Here is a 21,227-nt window from a genome sequence, read left to right as displayed (position 1 = left end):
CCAGATCTAGTCCAGATAGCCCCGCAGCTGGTCGGCGAAGGCGTGGTCGCGGAGCTTGTTGAGGGTCTTGGACTCGATCTGGCGGATCCGCTCCCGGGTGACGCCGAATATCCGGCCGATCTCCTCCAGGGTGCGCGGACGCCCGTCCACCAGCCCGTAGCGCAGCTGCACGACCTTGCGCTCGCGCTCGCCGAGGGTGGAGAGGACCGCCTCCAGGTGTTCGCGCAGCAGCAGGAAGGCCGCGGACTCGACGGGCGAGGCGGCGTCGCCGTCCTCGATGAGGTCGCCGAGGGCGACGTCGTCCTCCTCGCCGACGGGCGCGTGCAGGGACACCGGCTCCTGGGCGAGGCGCAGCACCTCGCTGACCCGCTCCTCGGAGAGGTCGAGGTAGGCGGCGACCTCCTCGGCGGTGGGCTCGCTGCCGCGCTCCTGGAGCATGCGGCGCTGGACGCGGACGACGCGGTTGATCAGCTCGACGACGTGCACCGGCACCCGGATGGTGCGGGCCTGGTCGGCCAGCGCGCGGGACATGGCCTGGCGGATCCACCAGGTCGCGTACGTGGAGAACTTGTAGCCGCGGGCGTAGTCGAACTTCTCGACCGCCCTGATCAGGCCCAGGTTGCCCTCCTGGACGAGGTCGAGCATGGTCAGCCCGCGGCCGATGTAGCGCTTGGCGACGGACACCACCAGGCGCAGGTTGGCCTCGATGAGGCGGCGCTTGGCCATCCGGCCGAGCACCACCAGCCGGTCGAGGTCCAGGGCGAGGGCGGTGTCGAGGTCGGGGTGGGTGGAGAGCTTCTCCTCGGCGAACAGCCCGGCCTCCACCCGGCGGGCCAGCTCGACCTCCTCGACCGCCGTGAGCAGCGGGATGCGGCCGATCTCGCGCAGGTACTGGCGGAACAGGTCGGAGGACGGGCCGCCGGTGTCCGGGCGCCGCTCGCGCTCCGGCGGCCGACTGTCGAGGATCTCGGTCGGGGGCGGGCCGGGCTGCCTCGGCACGGCCGGTGCCGGGCGGGCGGGGGCCTCGGCGATGGTGGGGGTCCGGGTCTGCACGGGGGCGACCTCCAGGGTGATCGCTGCGTGGGCAGAGGACTCGGCGCGGCGGCGGCCGAGCGGTTCGCGGGGGTTCCCGGTCCGTGCCACTGCTCCGGAGGACTCAGGCACCGCCCACCAGTGTGGGGCACGACGAGGTCCCGCCACGAGGGGCGTGCGGCCACTTTCTGTGGTCGGCGGGTGAGCCCCGGGTGACGGGCGGCCGGTGATGGGGGTGCCGCCCCCACCGGTGAGCCAGTGAGGGAAGGGCGCGTCCCGTCGGCGGTTGCGTCAGAGGGCCGCGGCGCCGCGGTCCTGGAGCGACTTGCCGTACTGCTGGAGCACCCACAACTCGTTCTGCACGGCGGCCAGATGGTCCGGCGAGGAGGTGGCGCCCAGGCGGACCAGGCTGCCCTGGACCTCCTTGACGCGCCGCTCGACGGCCCGCAGCCGGACCTGGACCAGCTGCGTCCCGGCGTAGACCTCGTCGACCGTGCGGGCGTGGACGGGCTCCACGGCCAGCTCGGTGACCATCGAGCGGACCGTGTCGTCGGGGGCGGCGTCGCGCACCCGGGTCAGGTACTCCCCGTCGGCCGCCGCGACGCCGCCGGCCTGCTCGATGGCGCGGCGGACGACGGCGTAGGGCGCGGCGGTGAACTCGTCCTCCCCGTAGGCGTCGAAGGCGGGGGCGACCAGCTCGGGGTGCTGGAGGGCGAGCTTGAGCAGCTCGCGCTCGGTGCGGTGGGCGGGGCTGCGCAGGTTGAGCGCGGGGCCGCGGGGGGCGGGCGGGCGGGCGGGCCCGTCGGCGGCGGGGCGGGCGGCCGCGGGCCGCTGCCGGCTGTCGCCGCGCTCGGCCCGCTCGCGGGCCCAGCGGGCGAGCTGGCCGACCCGCATGACGACGAACTGGGTGTCGAGGATGCCCAGCAGGCCGGCGAGGCGCACCGCGTACTGGTGGCGGATGGAGCTGTCCTTGATGCCGGCGACGATGGGGGCGGCCTCCTCGAGGGCGGCCGCCTGGCCCTCGGGGGTGTCCACCTCGTGCCGGGCGACGACGGAGCGGATCGCGAACTCGAAGAGCGGGGTGCTCTCCTCGATCAGCGCGCGCACCCCTTCGTCGCCGCGGTCCAGGCGCAGCTCGCAGGGGTCCATGCCGCCGGGGCTGACGGCGATGTTGGTGTGGGCGGCGAACTTCTGGTCGTCCTCGAAGGCGCGCAGGGCGGCGCGCTGGCCGGCCGCGTCGCCGTCGAAGGTGAAGATCACCTTGGCGCGGGAGTTGTCCATCAGGAGCCGGCGCAGGATCTTGACGTGCTCGCCGGCGAAGGCGGTGCCGCAGGTGGCGATGGCGGTGGTGACGCCGGCCAGGTGGCAGGCCATCACGTCGGTGTAGCCCTCGACGACGACCGCCCGGTTGCCCTTGGCGATGTCCTTCTTCGCCAGGTCGATGCCGTACAGGACGTGCGACTTGCGGTAGATGGGGGTCTCGGGGGTGTTGAGGTACTTCGGGCCGTTGTCGTCGTCGCGGAGCTTGCGGGCGCCGAAGCCGACGACGTCGCCGGTGATGTCGCGGATGGGCCACATCAGGCGGCCGCGGAAGCGGTCGATGGGGCCGCGGCGGCCGTCCTGGGAGAGGCCGGAGAGGATCAGCTCCTTGTCGCTGAAGCCGCGGCCGCGCAGGAAGCGGGTGAGGTGGTCCCAGCCGGCGGGGCTGTAGCCGACGCCGAAGTGCGCGGCGGCGGACTGGTCGAAGCCGCGGCCGGCGAGGAACTTCCGCGCGATCTCGGCCTCGGCGCCGCCCAGTTGCTCGGCGTAGAACTGGGCGGCGACCTTGTGCGCCTCGACCAGGCGGGTGCGCTCGCCCTGCTGGCGGCCCGGGGTGTAGCCGCCCTCCTCGTAGCGCAGGGTGATGCCGGCCTGGGCGGCGAGCCGCTCGATGGTCTCGGCGAAGGAGAGGTGGTCGATCTTCATCACGAAGTCGACCGTGTCCCCGCCTTCCTGGCAGCCGAAGCAGTGGTACAGCCCCTTGGCTGGGCTGACGTGGAAGGACGGGGACTTCTCGTCGTGGAAGGGGCACAGGCCCTTGAGATTGCCGCCGCCGGCGTTGCGGAGCTGGAGGTACTCGGACACGACGGCGTCGATCGGGACGGCGTCCCGGACCGCCTTCACATCGTCATCGTTGATCCTGCCTGCCACGCGTGAAGTCTACTGGCGGCCGCGGACACGCCGGCCCCGCGGGCTCACGGGAGCAGCGACTCCAGCGGGACCCCCGGGTCGGCCAGCGCCTCGGCACCGGGCGTGGCACCGGAACGGATGAGCTTCTGGACGGTCTTGGTGACGTCCCACACGTTCACGTTCATCCCGGCCAGCACCCTGCCCTCTTTGAGCCAGAAGGCGACGAACTCGCGCTTGCCGACGTCGCCCCGGCACACCACCTGGTCGTACGAGCCGGGCGGGGCGTAGCCCGAGTACTCCATGCCCAGGTCGTACTGGTCGGAGTAGAAGTAGGGGACGCGGTCGTAGGCGACCTCCCGGCCCAGCATGGCGCGGGCGGCGGCCGGGCCCTCGTGGAGGGCGTTGGCCCAGTGCTCGACCCGCAGGCGGACGCCCATCCAGGGGTGCTCGGCGGCCGCGACGTCACCGGCCGCGTAGATGTCGGGGTCGGAAGTGCGCAGCGAGGCGTCGACGGCGATGCCCCCGCCGTCCTCGCGGTCGACCAGGGCCAGGCCGGCGGCCTCGGCGAGCGCGGTGCGCGGGGCGGCGCCGATGGCGGCGAGGACGGCGTGGGCGGGGTGCTCCTCGCCGTCGTCGGTACGCACGGCCAGCACCATGCCGTCCTGGCCGGTGATCTCGGTGAGCCGGGCGCCGAAGTGGAAGCGGACGCCGTGCTCGCTGTGCAGGTCGGTGAAGAGCTGGCCGAGCTCGGGGCCGAGGGCGGCGTGCAGCGGCGTGGGCTCGGACTCGACGACGGTCACCTCGGCGCCGTAGCCGCGGGCGGCGGCGGCCACTTCGAGGCCGATCCAGCCGGCGCCGGCGATGACGAGGTGGCCGTTGTCGCGGCCGAGGGAGGCCAGGACGCCGCGCAGCCGCTCGGCGTGCGCGAGGCGGCGCAGGTGGTGGACGCCGGCCAGGCCGGTGCCGGGGATGTCCAGGCGGCGCGGCTCGGCGCCGGTGGCCAGCAGCAGCCGGTCGTAGTGGACGAGGGTGCCGTCGCCCAGGCGCACGGTGCGCGCTTCGCGGTCGAGGTGGACGGCGGGCTGGCCGAGGTGCAGCTCGATGTCGGACCGGGCGTACCAGGCGGGCTCGTGCACGAAGACGCTGTCGCGCTCGTCCTTGCCGATCAGGTACCCCTTGGAGAGCGGTGGACGCTCGTAGGGGTGGTCGCGTTCGTCGCAGACGAGGATCACCCGGCCGGTGAACCCCTCCGCGCGGAGCGTCTCGGCGGCCTTCGCGCCGGCGAGCCCGCCTCCGACGATGACGAACGTCTGGTTCGCATCCACCACTTGCTGCCTCCTCGCTGTCGCGCGGCGGGCCCTGACGGGCGCCCGCGCCTACGTGTGCGTCCCCGGTGTCGGTCGTGCGTCCTCGGTGTGGTCACCGTCCCCGGCCGGGCGCCGGACAACGGCCAGTGCGAGCGTGCCGCACCCGGCGGGCCGCCGGAAGAGGGACTGCCCGCGCGGATGCCCCCTCAGGGTGCCCCGCGGTCCGCGCGCCCCGGCGGAGAGGCGGTGAGCCGGGCGTGCAGGGAGCGCGCGGAGGCGTCGGTGAGGGCGGCGATCTGGTCGATCACGGCCCGCAGCCGGCCCGCGTCGTCGGCGGCCTCGGTGAACAGGGCACGGAACTGGGGGTCGAGGCCGTCGGGGGCGCGGGCCACGAGGCGGTCCGCGAGCTCGGCGATGACCACGCGCTGCTCGGCGCGGAGCTTCTCCTGGTCCTCGCGCTGGATGACGTAGCGGTCGGCGACGGCCTTGAGCACGGCGCACTCCAGCCGGGTCTCCCGGGGGACGACGAGCTCGGCGCCGTACCGGCCGAGGGGCCCGGGGCCGTACGCGTCGCGGGTCGCGTTCTCCGCCGCCAGGCAGAAGCGGCCGATGAGCTGGCTGGTGGCGTCCTTGAGCCGGGCCTGGGCGACGGCCGATCCGTCGAAGGCGTGCGGCCACCACTCCTGGCCGAGCAGCCGGTCGAGCGCCTCGGCGAGCTCCGCCTCCGCCGCGCCCGGGGCGTGCCGGCCGGCGGCGACGGCGAAGATCTCGCGGCGCTCGGGCCCGGCGTGCAGCAGGCCGGGGTCGAGGTGGCCGGCGTGCAGGCCGTCCTCGACGTCGTGCACCGAGTAGGCCACGTCGTCGGACCAGTCCATCACCTGGGCCTCGAAGCTCCTGCGGTGCTCCGGGGCGCCCTGCCGGAGCCAGGCGAAGACGGGCAGGTCGTCCGGGTAGACGCCGAACTTGCGGGACGCGGGGTCGGCGGGGCGGCCGCCGCGCGGCCAGGGGTACTTGGTGGCGGCGTCGAGCGCGGCGCGGGTGAGGTTGAGGCCGACGCTGGCCGGCTCGCCGGTCTCCGGGTGCGGGACGAAGCGCTTGGGCTCCAGGCGGGTGAGCAGCCGCAGGGACTGGGCGTTGCCCTCGAACCCGCCGCAGGGGCCCGCCACTTCGTCGAGCGCCTGCTCACCGTTGTGCCCGAAGGGCGGGTGGCCCAGGTCGTGCGCGAGGCAGGCCGTCTCCACCAGGTCGGGGTCGCAGCCGAGCGCGGCGCCGAGCTCGCGGCCGACCTGGGCGCACTCCAGCGAGTGCGTCAGCCGGGTGCGGGGGGTGGCGTCCCAGGCGCCGCCGCCGTTGCCGTTGCCGCCGCCCGGGGCGACGACCTGCGTCTTGCCCGCGAGGCGGCGCAGGGCGGCGGAGTGCAGGACGCGGGCCCGGTCGCGCTGGAATGCGGTGCGGCCGGGGCGCTTGTCGGGCTCGGGCGCCCAGCGCTCCAGGTCCGGCTCGGCGTAACCGGCGGTGACGGGCTTCTCGTTCATGCCTCGACGGTAGCTGCCGGGTCGGACACGGGCATGGGCCGTACGGCCCGTTCGTGGGGGGTTTGCCCCGGTCCCGCCTTTTCACCGTTTCTCCCGGGGCTCCGCCCCTCGGCCCGGCACCGCGCTCCGCGCGGTGGTGCGGGGGCTCCGCCCCCTGCGCCCCCACCGGGGGCTCCGCCCCCTGGACCCGCTTCGGGGCTCCGCCCCGGACCCCGTATCGCGGCTCCGCCGCTCGTCCTCGAACTCCCCGGAGGGGGCAACCCCCAGACAGGCTGAAATGCGCGCGCAGCGCGCTGCCGCAGAAACGGTGAAAGGGCGGATTACTGATCAGCGCTTGGGTTCGCGATTGTTTATGGCGTCCAGATAGAGCTTGAAGATCTCGTCGTCGTTGACGGGGCTGTACGACAGCTGCGCCGATCTGTCCCCGTCCGGGCCGCCGCCGTTGAGTCCGCCCAGGACGCCGACCAGGTCACCGGTGCGGGTCCGCTCGTCGAAGTGGGTCAGCCACGGGCTGCCGGAGGTGCCCGAGAAGAAGCCGTCGCAGCGCATCTTCAGCTGGTTGTGGTTCTCCAGACGGCCGGTCATCGCCGTGCAGCGGATCGCCTCGTCGGCCGGGTCGTCATCGGCGCTCGGGTAGCCGATGACGGTCACGCGGTTGACGTAGCCCGGGGTGCGGACCAGCCGGTTGGCGCCGGTGACCTGCTCGATCTGGCGCCCCTTGGCGTCGGGTCTGACGGTCGCGAACGCGAAGTCGAGGTCCGAGCCCTCGCCGGTGTCGGTGCGTCTGGGGTCGGTGAAGACGCGGTCCACCGTCCAGACCCCGTACGGCTGTTCCTTCGCGCCCTGCTGATAGTCCGGCACGAACGCCGCGTCCTCGCCGACCGAGCAGTGCCCGGCGGTGACCAGGAGGTTGCCCTTGGGACTGTGCACCACGCTCGCCGTGCAGTGGTGGCTCTTCATGTCCTCGCCGGTGTAGAAGAGGACGCCCACGGAGGGCACCCCGCCGAAGTGCCGCGCGCTGCCGGTGATGCGCTGCGCCGCGCTGCGGGAGTCGGCGTCCGCGTCGTCGTCGCGGGCCTCGTCCGCGGTGCGCGCGGGGCCCCAGAAGCGCTGGGCCTGTTCGCTGGTCCAGCTGCGGTCCTTCCCGTGGCCCCCGGCCCGGGGAACGGCGGCCGCCAGCACGACGACGTACAGCCCGGCCAGCGCCGCCCGGCCCCATCGGGCCCGGCTCCACCGGGAGAAACGCACAGGCACCCCCACCACTCAGGAAGGTCGTTGACAGGCTAACCGCACGGCCCGGACCCGGCGCCCGGCCGGACCGTTTTCCGTACCGTCCGAAGACAGACGATCCGGCATATGACCAGCGTACGAATGATCGTCAACCGTTCACCACCTTTGACGCCCGGAGACGTCGCAGGTCAGCCGCCTCGACCACACGGATCCACACGGATGGAGCCCGCTCGTGGACCTGTTCGGGGAGTCGCCTACGCTGGGATCACGGGGCTGATCACACGTGACCGCAGGACCGCGACCGCATCACGGACGGAGCGCACAGGTGAACGGCTGGACCCTCGACGACATGCCCGGCCAGCACGGCCGTACGGCGGTGGTGACCGGCGCGAACAGCGGCATCGGCTTCGTCACGGCCCGGGAACTCGCCCGGCGCGGCGCCCGCGTGGTGCTGGCCTGCCGGGACGAGACGCGCGGCCGGGCCGCCGAGGAGCTGCTGAGACAGGACGTGCCCGGCGCCGACGTCCGCCTCGCCCGGCTGGACCTGGCCGACCTGGCGTCCGTACGGGCCTTCGCGGAGGAGCTGCCGGAGGAGCGGCTGGACCTCCTCGTCAACAACGCCGGTGTGATGGCGCTGCCGCGGCGGCGCACGGTCGACGGCTTCGAGATGCAGTTCGGCACCAACCACCTCGGGCACTTCGCGCTGACCGGGCTCCTGCTGCCGCGGCTGCGGGCGGCCGGGTACGGGGCGCGGGTCGTCACCGTCTCCAGCGGGATGCACTTCCTGGGCACGGTCGATCCGCGCGACGTGCAGATGGACGGCGGCTACCGGCGCTGGATCGCCTACGGCCGCTCCAAGAGCGCCAACCTGCTCTTCGTCCACGAGCTGGCGCGGCGGCTGGCGGCGGACGGCTCGCCGCTGGTCGCGGCGGCCGCGCATCCCGGGTACGCGGCGACGAACCTGCAGACCGCGGGGGTGCGGATGGAGGACCGTCCATGGGCGGAACGACTGGTCCGCGCCGCGAACCGGCTGGTCGCGCAGAGCGCGGACGACGGGGCGCTGCCGACCCTGCGGGCGGCGACGGCGCCGGACGTCCGGCAGGACGACTTCTTCGGACCGCGGGTGATGCTGTGGCGCGGGGCGCCGGTCCGGTCGGTACGGGCGCGGTGGACGCGGGACGACCGGGCGAGTGCGGGATTGTGGGCGATGTCGGAGCGGCTGACGGGGGTCGTGTACGGGTGGCCGCGGGGGGTATGAGCTCGCCCCCGGCCCCCAGAGGGGGTACCCCCACTTTCACCGTTTCTTCCGGGGCTGCGCCCCTCGGCCCGCGGCAACGCGGCTGCGCCGCGTTCGTCCTCGAACTCCCCGGAGGGGGCAACCCCCGGACGGGCCGAAATGGCACCCTCACCCCAGACCCGACGCCCGCAGGATCGCCCGTACCGTCTGCCCGTCCACCCCCTCCCCCACCGCCTCCAGCACCGCCGCCCCCTCCCGGAGCAGGCCGCGCTCCCGTGCCCGCCGTGCCCCCGCGTCGAGTTCGTGCCACAGCAGCGGGTTCGACCGCAGCACCCGCGGGTCCAGTTCGACGCGGCCGCCGCCGACGTCGCGCAGGACGAGCCGGGGCGCCACCCCGTCCGCCCGCCGCACCAGCGTCAACAGGTCCGTGCGGACGCGCCGTTCGCGCAGCAGGCCGCGGGCCGCGAGCCAGCCGTCGCCCGCCGTGACCCGGGCGGGCCGCAGCACCGCCACGAGCACGGCGGCCAGCGCCGTCCAGCAGCCGGCGCGCGGCCAGTCGAGGCTGCCGCGCGCCAGATCGGCGACGGCCAGCACACCGCCGAGCGCGACGCCCCAGCACCACGCCGCCCGGGCCTCGCGGCGCCAGCCGCGGTCCCAGGCGAGCACCCCGCGCTGCGGCCGGTTCGCGGCCGTCACGCGCGTGCGCGCACGCGCCCGCACCATCAATCGCCGTCCCATGTCCGTGACGCTAGAACCGCCCGTTCAACGCCCCGCCGGGTCTTGACGGCACGCTGACGCAAAGTGGTACGACCCTTACGCCCCGCTGACGCCCTCTTGACGCGGCGGCCCGGCGCTAAGAAAGCGCGAAGAAAGCATCAGAAAGCGCCAAGAGAGCGCCAACGAAGGGCGCGGCCCGGTCACCGCGGAAGCACGCTGAGCGTCCCACGTCACGAAGGCGCGGAGTCACGGAGGTACGACCGAAAATGTCCATGCTGGCCCATACGGACGAACGCCCCGGCGGGACGGGCGAGGAACCGCCCGATACCGCGGCCGGGAAGCCCGCCGGAGAGGACCGGCACCGGCTCACCGCCACCCAGGGCCTGGCCGCCCTGTCGCTCGACGCGATGGCGTCCGTGGCCTACGGCCCCGAGGCGGTCGTCCTGGTCCTGGCCGCGGCCGGGGCGCACGGCCTGGGCTTCACCCTCCCGGTGACGCTCGCCATCGCCGCCCTGCTCGCGGTGCTCGTCCTCTCCTACCGGCAGGTCATCTCGGCCTTCCCGGACGGCGGCGGCTCGTACGCCGTCGCCAAGCGCCACCTCGGCCGGCGCACCAGCCTGGTCACCGCCGCGTCCCTCGTCCTGGACTACGTGCTGAACGTGGCGGTCTCGGTCACCGCCGGCGTCGCCGCCCTGACCTCCGCCTTCCCCTCCCTCTACGCCGACCGGCTGTGGATCTGCCTGGCCGTCCTGGTCCTGGTCACCGGGGTCAACCTGCGCGGCATCGCCGAATCGGCCAAGGCGTTCATGGTGCCGACGGCGGTCTTCGTCGGCTCGATCCTGGCCGTCATCGCCGTCGGTCTCTTCCGGGACACGCCCGCCAGCACCGCGGCCGCCGCCGGGCACGCGTCCGCGCTGGGCGAGGGCGCGACCACCGTCGGCGCCCTGTTGCTGCTCAAGGCGTTCGCCGCCGGATGCTCCGCCCTCACCGGCGTCGAGGCCGTGGCCAACGCCGTCCCCTCCTTCCGCGCCCCGCGCGCCCGCCGCGCCCAGCGCACGGAGGTCGCGCTCGGCGCGCTCCTCGGCGTGATGCTGATCGGCCTGTCCGTCCTGATCGGCCGCTTCCACCTCCAGCCGGTCGAGGGCGTCACCGTCCTCGCCCAGCTCGCGGACGCCTCGCTGGGCCACAACTGGGCGTTCTACGTCGTGCAGTTCGCGACCGTGGTCCTGCTCGCGCTCGCCGCGAACACCTCCTTCGGCGGCCTGCCCGTCCTGATGGGCCTGCTCGCCCGCGACAACTACCTGCCGCACGTCTTCGGGCTCAAGGCCGACCGCCAGGTCCACCGGCACGGCGTGCTCGCGCTGGCCGCCGTCTCCGCGCTGCTGCTCCTCTTCTCCGGCGGCGACGTCAACACGCTGGTGCCGCTCTTCGCCATCGGCGTCTTCGTCGGCTTCACCATCTGCCAGGTCGGCATGGTCCGGCACTGGCGGCAGGAGCGGTCCGCCGGCTGGCGGGGCAAGGCCCTGCTCAACGGCTTCGGCGCGCTGCTCACCGGGGTCTCGGCCGTCGTCGTCACGGCCACCAAGTTCGAGGAGGGCGCCTGGCTGATCGTGGTCGCGCTCCCCCTGATGGTGCTGGTCTTCGAGGCCGTCCACCGCGCGTACGGGCGGATCGGCGAGCGCCTGGAGCTGGGCCGGGTGCCCGAGGCGCCGCGCCGCTGCCACTCCGTGGTCGTCGTCCCCGTCTCCTCCCTCTCCCGCCTCACCAGCAAGGCCCTGACCGCGGCCGTCTCGCTCGGCGACGAGGTCGTCGCGGTGACCGTCGCCCAGCCGGACGCCGAGGGACGCCGCGTCGCGGAGTCGCTGCGGCGCGACTGGGAACTGTGGAAGCCGGGCGTCGACCTGGTCGAACTCCCCGCGCCCACACGGGCGCTGGGCCGGCCCATCGTCGAGTACGTCCGCGAGCTGGCCGACCGGCACCCCGACAACCGGGTCACCGTCCTGATCCCCGAGGTCGAGCCCGCCCACGTCTGGCAGCGGCTGCTGCAGAACCAGCGCGGGGCGGTGGTCGCGCACGCGGTGCGGCGGGACACGGACGCGGTCATCTGCCGGCTGCGGTTCCGGATCGACGCCAAGCCCGCCTAGTCCCTGCGGCGTCAGGGCGTGTGGCGGCGCAGCCGCCCCCGTACGCCCTTGATCACCTCGACCCTGCCGGTCCGGACGCTCAGCGCACCCCGGTCCGGCAGGGGTTTCGCGTACCACGGCAGCCCCAGCCGCTGCCACCGCGCGACCTCCAGCCCCGGCTGCTCCGGCACCGGGACGGCCCATTCCCGTCCCCCGGCCGCCAGCCGCAGGCCGAGGCGCCACTCGCCCGCGGCGGTGCAGGGGAACGGCGTACGGAACGAGCCGTCGGGGCCCGTCTCGACGGGGACGTCCACGACCTGCCCGTCCGCCGAGGCGGCCCGCAGCGCCAGGGAGCCGGCGGGACGGTCCGCGAGCGCGCAGCGGCCGGTGACGGCGAGGGTGGCGGGGCCCGCCTGCGGATCCCAGGCGGCGCCGTCCACGCGCAGCCGGTCCTGGACGGGGTGGCGGAGCTCGCCGACGTCCAGGGTGAGGCCGTCGGCCGGGGCGGCGAGCGTGGCGACGGTCCCGTCGGACGCGACGACGGAGACGGTGGCGTCCGGGGCGCCGAGCCGGGTCTCCTTCCCGATGCCCCGGGCCGTGACGGCCAGGTGGACGTCCCACACACCCTCGGGGACGTCGGCGAGGGGCACGTGGCCGGTGAAGCGGCCGTCGCCCTCCCCCTGCGCCGGAAAACGGAGTTCGGTCCCGGTCGCATGCCCGCGCAGGACCAGCTCCGCGGTGCCGCCGCCGTCGGGTATTCGGTGCACCCGGGCCTCCCCGGCCAGGGCGAGACCGATGCCGTCGAGCCGGAGGGAGGTGAGGCGGTGGTGCACGGCGAGTTCGTCGGTGACGTCGTAACAGGCGTCGGGGACGCGGAGGGTGGAGTCCCGGAAGTAGGGGTACTGCGCGTAGGCGCGCCCGTCCTCGACGAGGACCTCGGGCTCGGTCCGCCCGTCGAGCTCGCACCGTACGAGGGTGAGCAGTTCGTCGAGGTGCCGGTGCGCGAGGAGGTGGCAGCGCAGCCGGTCGAGGGCGGCGAGGCCGTCGGTGCCGTACGGCGCGATGATCACGCCGAGCTCGGCGAGCAGGGCGGCCTGGGCGGGGCGGCGGGGTTCGCGCCACAACGCGGCGGTGGCGGCGGGCAGTTCCGCGGCGAGGAGGCCGTGGATCAGGGCGTCGCGGGTGTCGCCGGGGGCGGTTTCGCCGGCGATCAGCTCGGCCAGGCGGCGGAGGCGTGGGGGGCCGGGGGTGGTGGGGATTGTCTTGATCTGGTCGGGGGTGAGGGGGAGTTGTGGTAAGTGGGCGTTGTGGACGGTGAGGTCGGCGGCGGTCACGTCCGGGCCAGGCATGGGGCCCAGGTTATACGGGTGTGCCCCGGACCCTCCCCACCACGGCGCCCAGCCGGGCCCGACAGGGCCCAGCCACCCCGGGCGCGAGCCCCGGAAGGGCACAGCCCCCACGACAAGAACCACCCCTACATCGGCGCCGCCGTCGACCTCCGCCGCGGCACCGGCACCTCATGCCCACCCCGCAACAACGCCGCCCCCAACGGCGTCAACGTATGCAGCACCGCACTCCCGTGCCGCAGCGTCAGCACCAGCCCCGCCTCCCGCAGCACCCCCGCGTGCTGGCTCGCCGACGCCGCCGACACCCCCACCCTCCGCGCGAGTTCGCTCGTCGTGCAGCCGCCGCCTATCGAGCCGAGGACCGCGGACCGCGTGTGGCCGACGAGCTTGCCCAGGGAACGCGGTGCCGCCTGCACGGCCGGGGCGGACTCGGACGCGTGCCGGGCGGGGTAGACCAGGACCGGGGCCAAGTCCGGGTTCTGCAGGGCCACCGGATTGCCCCGGCAGAAGAAGGACGGGACCAGGAGCAGGCCGCGGCCGTTGAGGTACAGGTCCCGGTCCACCGGATAGTCCGCCTCCAGGACCGGCGCCCGCCACCGCATCGTCGGCGGCAGGGAGGACAGCAGCGCGTCCGCGCCGCCGTCGAGCAGGGCGCGCCCCCGCACGGCCCGGTCGGCCTCGATCTGCGCCTGGATGTGGGTCCAGTAGGGCGCGACGGCCGCCTCGTGGTACGCGTGCAGGGCGCTGATCAGCTTGCCGAACGCCCGCGCGTCCCCCTCGGCCAGCGATCGTATCCAAGCGGGCAGCGTCCGTACCGTGGACAGCCGGCCGAGCTCCTCGTGCACCCGCTCGGCCGGGGTGGCACGCAGCGCCTGCACTCCCGACTCGAGTCCGAGGGCGCCTTCAGGAGGTGTCAGGAAGTCGGGGAAATAGCCCCGCGGAGGAACCAGGGGCGCCAGGAGCCGAGTTTCACTATTCAACCGAGCGCGGGTTTCGGTGCGCCAATCGCCGTAGATCGACTCGCCTTGTTTGTCCCGCAGCCGGTGCAGACTCAATACGGTTTCCCAGAGCACGTCCGGGTCTCCGGCCAGGCGCAACCGGGCCAGATCGAGTCCCGTGAAATGGACACGCAGCACCAAACCCCCACATGAGACATCCGCCGTCACCCCCCGCCCACTGAGTATGCACACCGATACGTGCTGTTACCACGGCCTTTTGGCCACAGTTGAAACGGCTCGCGGACAACGCCCCCGATGCGAAATCCTATTCACGCACTCGGGGCCGCCCCGGCTCGTTCCCGTGGGGGGTGGCGAGCGAAAAAGCGGCCGCTGAGTATGCGAGTTGCCGCCCGAGCCGATGCGGGCGGCAACAACTCCCGGTGGGGGAGTAAAGAGGGGCGGCGCTCCCGCACGGGCGCCGCCCCTCCGCCATGCGGCGAGCCGGACCGGGGTGTCCCCGGGGTGCCCGGAACATTACGCGCGGGTTTCCCGTGCGACGCTTCGCGGGCGGGCGTTCCGCAGGGCGAGGGGTGCCCCCGTGACCCATGACCCCGAGGGGTCATGGAGAGGGTCTGTGCACGGAGGCCACCCCGCCCGGCCGACGGCCGCACCCCGCGCCGGGAACCCGGGCGGGGTGCCTGCTGCCGTCGGCCGGGAGCCGGTGCGGGGTCAGCGGGTGTCGCTGCTCCCCTTGCCCAGCGCGGCGGCGCGTCCCGCCTCCAGCCGCGCCACCGGGATGCGGAACGGGGAGCAGGAGACGTAGTCCAGGCCCACCTCGTGGAAGAAGTGCACCGAGTCCGGGTCGCCGCCGTGCTCGCCGCAGACGCCGAGCTTGAGGTCGGGGCGGGTGGCCCGGCCGGCCTCGGCGGCCGCGCGCACCAGCGAGCCGACGCCGTCCCGGTCGATCGTCTCGAAGGGGCTGACACCGAAGATCCCCTTCTCCAGGTACGCGGTGAAGAAGCTGGCCTCCACGTCGTCCCGGGAGAAGCCCCACACGGTCTGGGTGAGGTCGTTGGTGCCGAAGGAGAAGAACTCGGCGGCCTCGGCGATCTGACCGGCGGTCAGCGCGGCGCGCGGCAGCTCGATCATCGTGCCGAGCGTCAGCCTGAGGTCCGTGCCCGTGGCGGTCTCGACCTCGGCGATGACCCGCTCGGCCTCCTCACGGACGATCTCCAGCTCCTGGACCGTGCCGACCAGCGGGATCATGATCTCCGCGCGCGGGTCGCCCTTGGCGTTGCGCCGCTCGGCCGCGGCCTCGGCGATCGCCCGGACCTGCATGGCGAACAGACCGGGGATGACGAGCCCGAGGCGGACGCCGCGCAGACCCAGCATCGGGTTCTGCTCGTGCAGCTTGTGCACGGCCTGGAGCAGGCGCAGGTCGTTCTCGTGCGGCTCATGGCGGGCCTCGGCCAGCGCGACGCGGACCGAGAGGTCGGTGATGTCGGGCAGGAACTCGTGCAGCGGCGGGTCGAGCAGCCGGACGGTGACCGGGAGGCCGTCCATGGCCTCGAAGAGCTCGACGAAATCGGCCTTCTGGAGCGGCATGAGGGTGCTGAGCGCCGCCTGGCGCTCCTCCTCGGTGTCCGCCAGGATCAGCCGCTCGACCAGCTCGCGCCGCTCGCCGAGGAACATGTGCTCGGTGCGGCACAGGCCGATGCCCTGGGCGCCGAACCGGCGGGCGCGCGAGGCGTCCTCGGCGTTGTCGGCGTTGGCCCGCACCCGCAGCCGGCGCATGCGGTCCGCGTAGGCCATCATCCGGTGCACGGCCTGGACGAGCCCGTCCGCGTCGTCGGCGCCCGCGTGCATCCGGCCCTCGAAGTACTCGACGACCGGGGACGGCACGACGGGGACCTCGCCGCGGTAGACCTTGCCGGAGGAGCCGTCGATGGAGACGACGTCGCCCTCCTCGATCACCACGCCGCCCGGCGCGGTCAACCGCCGCCGCTTGGTGTCGACTTCGAGCTCCTCGGCGCCGCAGACGCAGGTCTTGCCCATGCCGCGGGCGACGACGGCCGCGTGCGAGGTCTTGCCGCCGCGCGAGGTCAGGATGCCCTCGGCGGCGATCATGCCGTTGAGGTCGTCGGGGTTGGTCTCGCGGCGGATCAGGATGACCTTCTCGCCCGAACGCGACCACTTGACGGCGGTGTACGAGTCGAAGACCGCCTTGCCCACGGCCGCGCCCGGCGAGGCGGCGATGCCCCGGCCCAGGAACTCCGTCTTCGCCTTCTCGTCGAACTTGGGGAACATCAGCTGCGCCAGCTGATTGCCGGTGACGCGCTCGAGCGCCTCGGCCTCCGTGATCAGCCCCTGGTCCACCAGCTGCGTGGCGATGCGGAACGCGGCACCGGCGGTGCGCTTGCCGACGCGGGTCTGGAGCATCCACAACTTGCCGCGCTCGATGGTGAATTCGATGTCGCACAGGTCGCGGTAGTGCGTCTCCAGCGTCTCCATGATCTGCATCAGCTGGTCGTAGGACGCCTTGTCGAGCTGCTCCAGCTCGGCGAGCTGCATGGTGTTGCGGATGCCCGCGACGACGTCCTCGCCCTGCGCGTTCTGCAGGTAGTCGCCGTAGACGCCCTGGTGGCCGCTGGCGGGGTCGCGGGTGAAGGCGACGCCGGTGCCCGAGTCGGGGCCGAGGTTGCCGAAGACCATGGAGCAGATGTTGACGGCCGTGCCGAGGTCGCCGGGGATGCGCTCCTGGCGGCGGTAGAGCTTGGCGCGCTCGCCGTTCCACGAGTCGAAGACCGCCCTTATGGCCAGGTCCATCTGCTCGCGGGGGTCCTGCGGGAAGTCCCGGCCGGTCTCCTTGGCGACGATGTCCTTGAACTCCCCGACCAGCGTGCGCAGGTCGGCGGCGTCGAGCTCGACGTCGGTGGTGACGCCCTTGGCCCGCTTGGCCTCCTCCAGCGCCTCCTCGAAGAGGTCGCCGTCGACGCCGAGCACGGTCTTGCCGAACATCTGGATGAGGCGGCGGTAGGAGTCCCACGCGAACCGCTCGTCGCCGGCCTGTTCGGCCAGCCCGGTCACGGAGTCGTCCGAGAGGCCGATGTTGAGGACGGTGTCCATCATGCCCGGCATGGAGAACTTGGCGCCCGAGCGGACCGAGACCAGCAGCGGGTCGTCGGCCTGGCCGAGCTTCTTGCCCATCCCGGCCTCCAGCGCGTCGAGGTGCGCGGTGACCTCGTCACGCAGTGCCGGGGGCTCCTGGCCGCCGGCCAGGTAGACCTTGCACGCCTCGGTGGTGATGGTGAAGCCGGGAGGGACGGGGAGACCCAGGTTGGTCATCTCGGCGAGGTTGGCACCCTTTCCGCCGAGCAAGTCCTTGAGGTCCTTGTTGCCCTCGGTGAAGTCGTAGACGAACTTCTGGCGATCTTCGGATACCGGCACGGGACTCGACTCCTTCGCTGGGCCTCCCGGACGACGGTGGGGAGGGCTGCCCTGACGGCGGGGAGCGTACCCAGATCGAAGGCTTCTGAGGAGGTCTGCTCCATCGACATGGGGCCGCGACCGCCCGTCCGCCAACAGATCGAAAGTTGACTGCCGCGCCGAGGTTTAAGAAAGATCCGTTTACATCTTGAACGCAATATCACTCAAAACACCCGACCCATCACAGGGTGTCGAGGAATCCAGCCCTCCGACGTCACCTTTCGAACGCCCCCGAGGTGGCACCCAGTGCCACCCTTTGGAAGGTGCACCTCCACTTGAACCGCTCATCTGAGCGCGTCACCTATCAGAGGTGGCGAGAATCACGCGAACGGCCGGTCACGCAAAGTACACTTTTCGGGTGAACGAAAACCTGCCTCCCTGCCCCGCCTGCTCCGGCGCGTACACCTACGAAATGGGCGCCCTGCTGGTCTGCCCCGAGTGCGGACACGAGTGGTCCCCCGCGTCCGACGGCGCCGCCGAAGAAGCGAAGGTGATCAAGGACTCGGTCGGCAACGTCCTCGCCGACGGCGACACCGTCACGGTGGTCAAGTCCCTGAAGGTCAAGGGCAGCCCGACCGGCATCAAGGCCGGCACCAAGGTGCGCAACATCCGCCTGGTGGACGGCGTGGACGGCCACGACATCGACTGCAAGGTCGAGGGTTTCGGCAACATGCAGCTCAAGTCGAGCGTCGTCAAGAAGGTCTGATCCACAGGGAATTGAGGATTGAGGAAGGGCCCGCCGGTTCCGGCGGGCCCTTCCTCAATTCCTCCGTCAGCCGCAATTCCTCCGTCAGCCGCCCGACGTGTCGAGCTCCGCCTCGGCGCCGACGACCGCGCAGTCGTAGGGGTCGTCCAGCCAGCCGTCCGGCAGGACCACCCGGTTGCGGCCCGAGGTGCGGCCGCGCGGGCCGTCCGCGCCCAGCGGCCAGGGCTGGTCCAGGTCCAGCCCGTTCAGCAGTTCCTCCAGCTCGGCCAGCGACGAGGTGACCGCCAGCTTCTTGCGCAGCTCCGAGCCGATCGAGAAGCCCTTGGTGTACCAGGCGACGTGCTTGCGGAAGTCGATGACGCCGCGCTCCTCGCTCTCCAGCCACTCGCCGAGCAGCTGTGCGTGGCGCAGCATCACCTTCGCCACCTCGCGCAGCGCGGGGGCCGCGGCCGGGCGCGGCCCGTCCTCGTCGAAGGCGGCGACCAGGTCGCCGAACAGCCAGGGCCGGCCCAGGCAGCCGCGGCCCACCACGACGCCGTCGCAGCCGGTCTCGCGCATCATCCGCACGGCGTCCTCGGCCGACCAGATGTCGCCGTTCCCGAGCACCGGGATCTCCGGGACGGTCTCCTTGAGCCGGGCGATGGACTCCCAGTCGGCGGTGCCGCCGTAGTGCTGGGCGGCGGTGCGGCCGTGCAGGGCGATCGCGGTGACGCCCTCCTCGACGGCGATCCGGCCGGCGTCGAGGTAGGTGATGTGGTCGTCGTCGATGCCCTTGCGCATCTTCATCGTCACGGGCAGCGCACCGGCGTTGCCGACGGCCTCGCGCAGGATGGAGCGCAGCAGGTTGCGCTTGTACGGCAGGGCCGAACCGCCGCCCTTGCGGGTGACCTTGGGGACGGGGCAGCCGAAGTTGAGGTCGATGTGGTCGGCGAGGTCCTCGTCCACGATCATGCGGACGGCGCGGCCGACGTAGTGCGGGTCCACGCCGTAGAGCTGGATCGAGCGCGGCTTCTCGGTGCCGTCGAAGTGGATCAGCCGCATGGTCTTGGCGTCCCGCTCGACCAGCGCCCGGGTGGTGATCATCTCGCTGACGAACAGTCCCTTGCCCCCGGAGAACTCACGGCACAAGGTGCGGAAGGGCGCGTTCGTGATCCCGGCCATCGGGGCCAGGACCACCGGCGGCTGCACCGTGTGCGGGCCGATCTGGAGCTGCGTCATGGAGAGGCTTCCTCGGTCGTGCGGTTCGGTCGTGCGGTTCGAGCGGTCCGCGGGTTCTCGCGCGGCCTGCGGGTTCCTTGCGGGGACGACCGTCCATTGTCCCTCATCCGGCCGTACGGGTGCCGCGGCCCGCGTCACTCCCGGCGGCCGCGTTCGCCGGGGGACGGCCCGTGGTCCCGTCGCGGTCTCTCCGCGGCGGGGCGGGCGGTGACCCGCGTCACCGTCCGGCGGGCGTCACGGCCCAGCGGGCTCCGGGGTCCGCAGCCGTCCGAGCCGTCCGAGCCGCTCGTGGGTCTCGGCGTCGAGCGGGGTGAAGGTGAGCAGCCGGGTGCCGGGGTGGGGGCCGGTCCAGAGGTTGTTGAACGTCAGCCGCAGCGCGCCGAGCCGGGGGTGGTGGAAGGTGCGCGGCCGGTTGGCGGCGGCGGGCGGGACGACCTCGTGCCGCGCCCACTGCTCCCGGAACTCGGGCGATGCCTCCTGCAGCCGCCTGAGCAGGCACTTCCAGGCGGGCTCCGCGAGGTGCTCGGCCATGGCGGCGCGGAACTTGGCGGCCATGGACCGCTTGGCGTCCGCCCAGTCGCGGGGGTCGCCGTAGCGGACCCGGCCGGTGAAGTGGATCCACAGGCAGTTGCGGTCCTCCGGCGGCAGGGCGCCGAGGTCGCAGATCAGCTCCTGGTAGGCGGCGTTCCAGGCAAGGATGTCTTGACTTGCTCCTCGGGCTGAGGCCCGGGGATTCTGGCCTTCTCATCCGTTGCTGTGCCGCTACGCGGCGCAGGTTTCGGAGGAGGATCCGTGGCTTCCTGCTTCGTCGCGCTGTGCCGGGACGAGTCCTGGTCTTATCGGCGCTCGACAGGCTGTTGCCGCCAGTCCGGCGGCCGTCTTGATGTTCTTCGCGGCGTTGTGGTCACGGTCGTGGACCGCGCCGCAGCAGTGCAGGTCCACTGCCTGATGTGGAGGGGTTTGGGGCCGTCGTTGGCACCACAGGCGGAGCAGGTCCGGGAGGTCGGCTCGAAGCGGCCGATCTTGATCAGGGTGCGCCCGTATCGGGCCGCCTTGTACTCCAGCATGTTCAGGAACTGCGCCCAGCCCGCGTCGTGCACGCTCTTTCCCAGCTGGGTGCGGGCGAGTCCGCCCACCGCCAGGCTCTCCACCCCGATCGCTTGGTTCTCGCGGATCAGGCGGGTGGACAGCTGATGGTGGAATTCGCGGCGGGCATCGGCCACCTCCGCATGAGCGCGGGCGACCTTCAGGCGGGACTTCTCCTTGTTCTTCGATCCCTTCTGTTTACGGGACAGTTCTCGCTGGGCCTTCTTCAGCTTCTTCTCCGCACGGCGCAGGAAACGCGGGGAGGTGATCTTCTCGCCGGTGGACAGGACGGCGAAATGGGTCAGTCCCAGGTCGAGGCCGACCGTCTGATCGGTGTCGGGCATGCGCGTCGCGTCGGCGGTGGGGTCGGTGTCGATGACGAAGGAGGCGTGGTACCGGCCGGCCGCATCCTTGATCACGGTGACGGAAGAGGGAGCGGCGGGCAGGGTGCGGGACCATTTCACCTTCACCTCGCCGATCTTCGGAAGGCTCAGCCGACCGCTGGGGGTGATCTTCCAGCGGGCGTTGGCGGTGAACCGGATCGACTGCCGGTTGTCCTTGCGGGACTTGAAGCGGGGCGGGCCGAGCCTGGGACCCTTGCGGTCGCCCTTGAGGGAGGCGAAGAAGTTCTTGTACGCGGCCTCGGCATCCCGCAGCGACTGCTGGAGGACGACCGAGGAGACCTCACCCAGCCATGCCCGGTCCTCGCTCCGCTTCGCCTCGGTGATCAACTTCTTCGACAGCGCTCCGGCCGCCGGGAAGGCCTCACCCGCCTTCCGCGCGTCCTCACGCGTGCGTACCGCGTCGTTGAACACCACGCGGGCGCACCCGAACGCCTTGGCCAACGCGGCGCATTGGGCGGTGTCCGGGTACAGGCGAAAGCTGTACCGAAGCTGCACGACGGCCACGTTATGCATGTGGGTCATGGGCGAGATGCAGGAGATCAGAACTGACCGGCACTGCACTTTCGTATCGCATATTCACTTGGGCTTCGTGACCAGGTTCCGGCGCAAAACATTCGGGTGATGCTCATCTGGCGCGGATGGAGGAGATCATGCGATCTGCGTGCGCGGACTTCGAGTGCGAGCTGGTCTAGT

Annotated in this window: 14 protein-coding genes and 1 pseudogene; 3 read left to right on the top strand and 12 right to left on the bottom strand. The window is 72.6% G+C overall.

All coding sequences use genetic code 11. The features are described 5' to 3' along the window. Positions 1-6: 6 nt before the first annotated feature. The 5 genes from I5Q34_RS03335 to I5Q34_RS03315 all read right to left on the bottom strand — a co-directional run bounded on the left by I5Q34_RS03335 (position 7) and on the right by I5Q34_RS03315 (position 7,297). A complete protein-coding gene (locus tag I5Q34_RS03335) occupies positions 7-1,074 on the bottom strand; it encodes an RNA polymerase sigma factor (RefSeq protein WP_277965493.1) in 1,068 nt (355 codons plus the stop codon). 249 nt (positions 1,075-1,323) lie between these two features. After that, positions 1,324-3,222, bottom strand: a complete 1,899-nt coding sequence (gene dnaG / locus I5Q34_RS03330) for a DNA primase (protein ID WP_199890533.1) — start codon at positions 3,220-3,222, stop codon at positions 1,324-1,326. A gap of 44 nt (positions 3,223-3,266) precedes the next feature. Beyond that, the gene (locus I5Q34_RS03325) at positions 3,267-4,529 is read right to left on the bottom strand and encodes an NAD(P)/FAD-dependent oxidoreductase (protein WP_199890532.1); all 1,263 of its coding nucleotides are present in this window, start codon (positions 4,527-4,529) and stop codon (positions 3,267-3,269) included. Positions 4,530-4,714: 185 nt separating this feature from the next. Continuing rightward, positions 4,715-6,043, bottom strand: a complete 1,329-nt coding sequence (locus I5Q34_RS03320) for a deoxyguanosinetriphosphate triphosphohydrolase (RefSeq protein ID WP_199890531.1) — start codon at positions 6,041-6,043, stop codon at positions 4,715-4,717. Positions 6,044-6,370: 327 nt separating this feature from the next. Further along, complete coding sequence (locus I5Q34_RS03315) at positions 6,371-7,297, bottom strand: serine protease (RefSeq protein ID WP_277965319.1); 927 nt, start codon at positions 7,295-7,297, stop codon at positions 6,371-6,373. 301 nt (positions 7,298-7,598) lie between these two features. Between I5Q34_RS03315 and I5Q34_RS03310 the strand changes: the two genes are divergently transcribed. After that, positions 7,599-8,531, top strand: a complete 933-nt coding sequence (locus I5Q34_RS03310) for an oxidoreductase (protein ID WP_199890530.1) — start codon at positions 7,599-7,601, stop codon at positions 8,529-8,531. A 147-nt stretch (positions 8,532-8,678) separates the two neighbouring features. Here the strand turns inward: I5Q34_RS03310 and I5Q34_RS03305 are convergent, their stop codons facing one another. Further along, positions 8,679-9,248, bottom strand: coding sequence for a hypothetical protein (locus I5Q34_RS03305; RefSeq protein WP_234428257.1), 570 nt, complete (start codon positions 9,246-9,248; stop codon positions 8,679-8,681). Between the two features lie 245 nt (positions 9,249-9,493). On the opposite strand from I5Q34_RS03305, the gene I5Q34_RS03300 reads away from it, so the two are divergent. Further along, the gene (locus I5Q34_RS03300; protein ID WP_199890529.1) at positions 9,494-11,371 is read left to right on the top strand and encodes an APC family permease; all 1,878 of its coding nucleotides are present in this window, start codon (positions 9,494-9,496) and stop codon (positions 11,369-11,371) included. A gap of 11 nt (positions 11,372-11,382) precedes the next feature. Here I5Q34_RS03300 and I5Q34_RS03295 read toward each other — a convergent pair whose 3' ends face one another. The 3 genes from I5Q34_RS03295 to ppdK all read right to left on the bottom strand — a co-directional run bounded on the left by I5Q34_RS03295 (position 11,383) and on the right by ppdK (position 17,081). Then, positions 11,383-12,699 (bottom strand): hypothetical protein, encoded by a 1,317-nt coding sequence (locus I5Q34_RS03295; protein ID WP_199890528.1) that lies wholly within the window; start codon positions 12,697-12,699, stop codon positions 11,383-11,385. 125 nt (positions 12,700-12,824) lie between these two features. Then, the gene (locus I5Q34_RS03290) at positions 12,825-13,832 is read right to left on the bottom strand and encodes a helix-turn-helix transcriptional regulator (protein ID WP_199890527.1); all 1,008 of its coding nucleotides are present in this window, start codon (positions 13,830-13,832) and stop codon (positions 12,825-12,827) included. A 531-nt stretch (positions 13,833-14,363) separates the two neighbouring features. Further along, the gene (ppdK, locus tag I5Q34_RS03285) at positions 14,364-17,081 is read right to left on the bottom strand and encodes a pyruvate, phosphate dikinase (RefSeq protein WP_199890526.1); all 2,718 of its coding nucleotides are present in this window, start codon (positions 17,079-17,081) and stop codon (positions 14,364-14,366) included. 397 nt (positions 17,082-17,478) lie between these two features. On the opposite strand from ppdK, the gene I5Q34_RS03280 reads away from it, so the two are divergent. After that, positions 17,479-17,826: a zinc ribbon domain-containing protein YjdM gene (locus I5Q34_RS03280; protein ID WP_199890525.1), complete on the top strand. Its 348-nt coding sequence runs from the start codon at positions 17,479-17,481 to the stop codon at positions 17,824-17,826. An 84-nt stretch (positions 17,827-17,910) separates the two neighbouring features. Here I5Q34_RS03280 and dusB read toward each other — a convergent pair whose 3' ends face one another. From dusB to I5Q34_RS03265, 3 genes and pseudogenes are all read right to left on the bottom strand, one after another. After that, positions 17,911-19,044: a tRNA dihydrouridine synthase DusB gene (gene dusB, locus I5Q34_RS03275; RefSeq protein WP_199890524.1), complete on the bottom strand. Its 1,134-nt coding sequence runs from the start codon at positions 19,042-19,044 to the stop codon at positions 17,911-17,913. Between the two features lie 234 nt (positions 19,045-19,278). Beyond that, positions 19,279-19,710 (bottom strand): hypothetical protein, encoded by a 432-nt coding sequence (locus tag I5Q34_RS03270; protein WP_277965492.1) that lies wholly within the window; start codon positions 19,708-19,710, stop codon positions 19,279-19,281. Positions 19,711-19,806: 96 nt separating this feature from the next. Beyond that, positions 19,807-21,029, bottom strand: a pseudogene (locus tag I5Q34_RS03265) (RNA-guided endonuclease InsQ/TnpB family protein). Between the last annotated feature and the right edge of the window lie 198 nt (positions 21,030-21,227).

The sequence above is a fragment of the Streptomyces sp. AV19 genome (assembly GCF_015999245.1).
Classification (GTDB): Bacteria; Actinomycetota; Actinomycetes; order Streptomycetales; family Streptomycetaceae; genus Streptomyces.
Note: the sequence above shows the minus strand (reverse complement) of the source record. Positions and strands in the feature narration are given on the sequence as shown.

Bases quoted from the DNA above. Each gene is read 5' to 3' on its own strand.
- I5Q34_RS03305 (WP_234428257.1), bottom strand. From the start codon at position 9,248: ATGGGACGGCGATTGATGGTGCGGGCGCGTGCGCGCACGCGCGTGACG.
- I5Q34_RS03295 (WP_199890528.1), bottom strand. From the start codon at position 12,699: ATGCCTGGCCCGGACGTGACCGCCGCCGACCTCACCGTCCACAACGCC.
- dusB (WP_199890524.1), bottom strand. From the start codon at position 19,044: ATGACGCAGCTCCAGATCGGCCCGCACACGGTGCAGCCGCCGGTGGTC.
- I5Q34_RS03320 (WP_199890531.1), bottom strand. From the start codon at position 6,043: ATGAACGAGAAGCCCGTCACCGCCGGTTACGCCGAGCCGGACCTGGAG.
- I5Q34_RS03300 (WP_199890529.1), top strand. From the start codon at position 9,494: ATGTCCATGCTGGCCCATACGGACGAACGCCCCGGCGGGACGGGCGAG.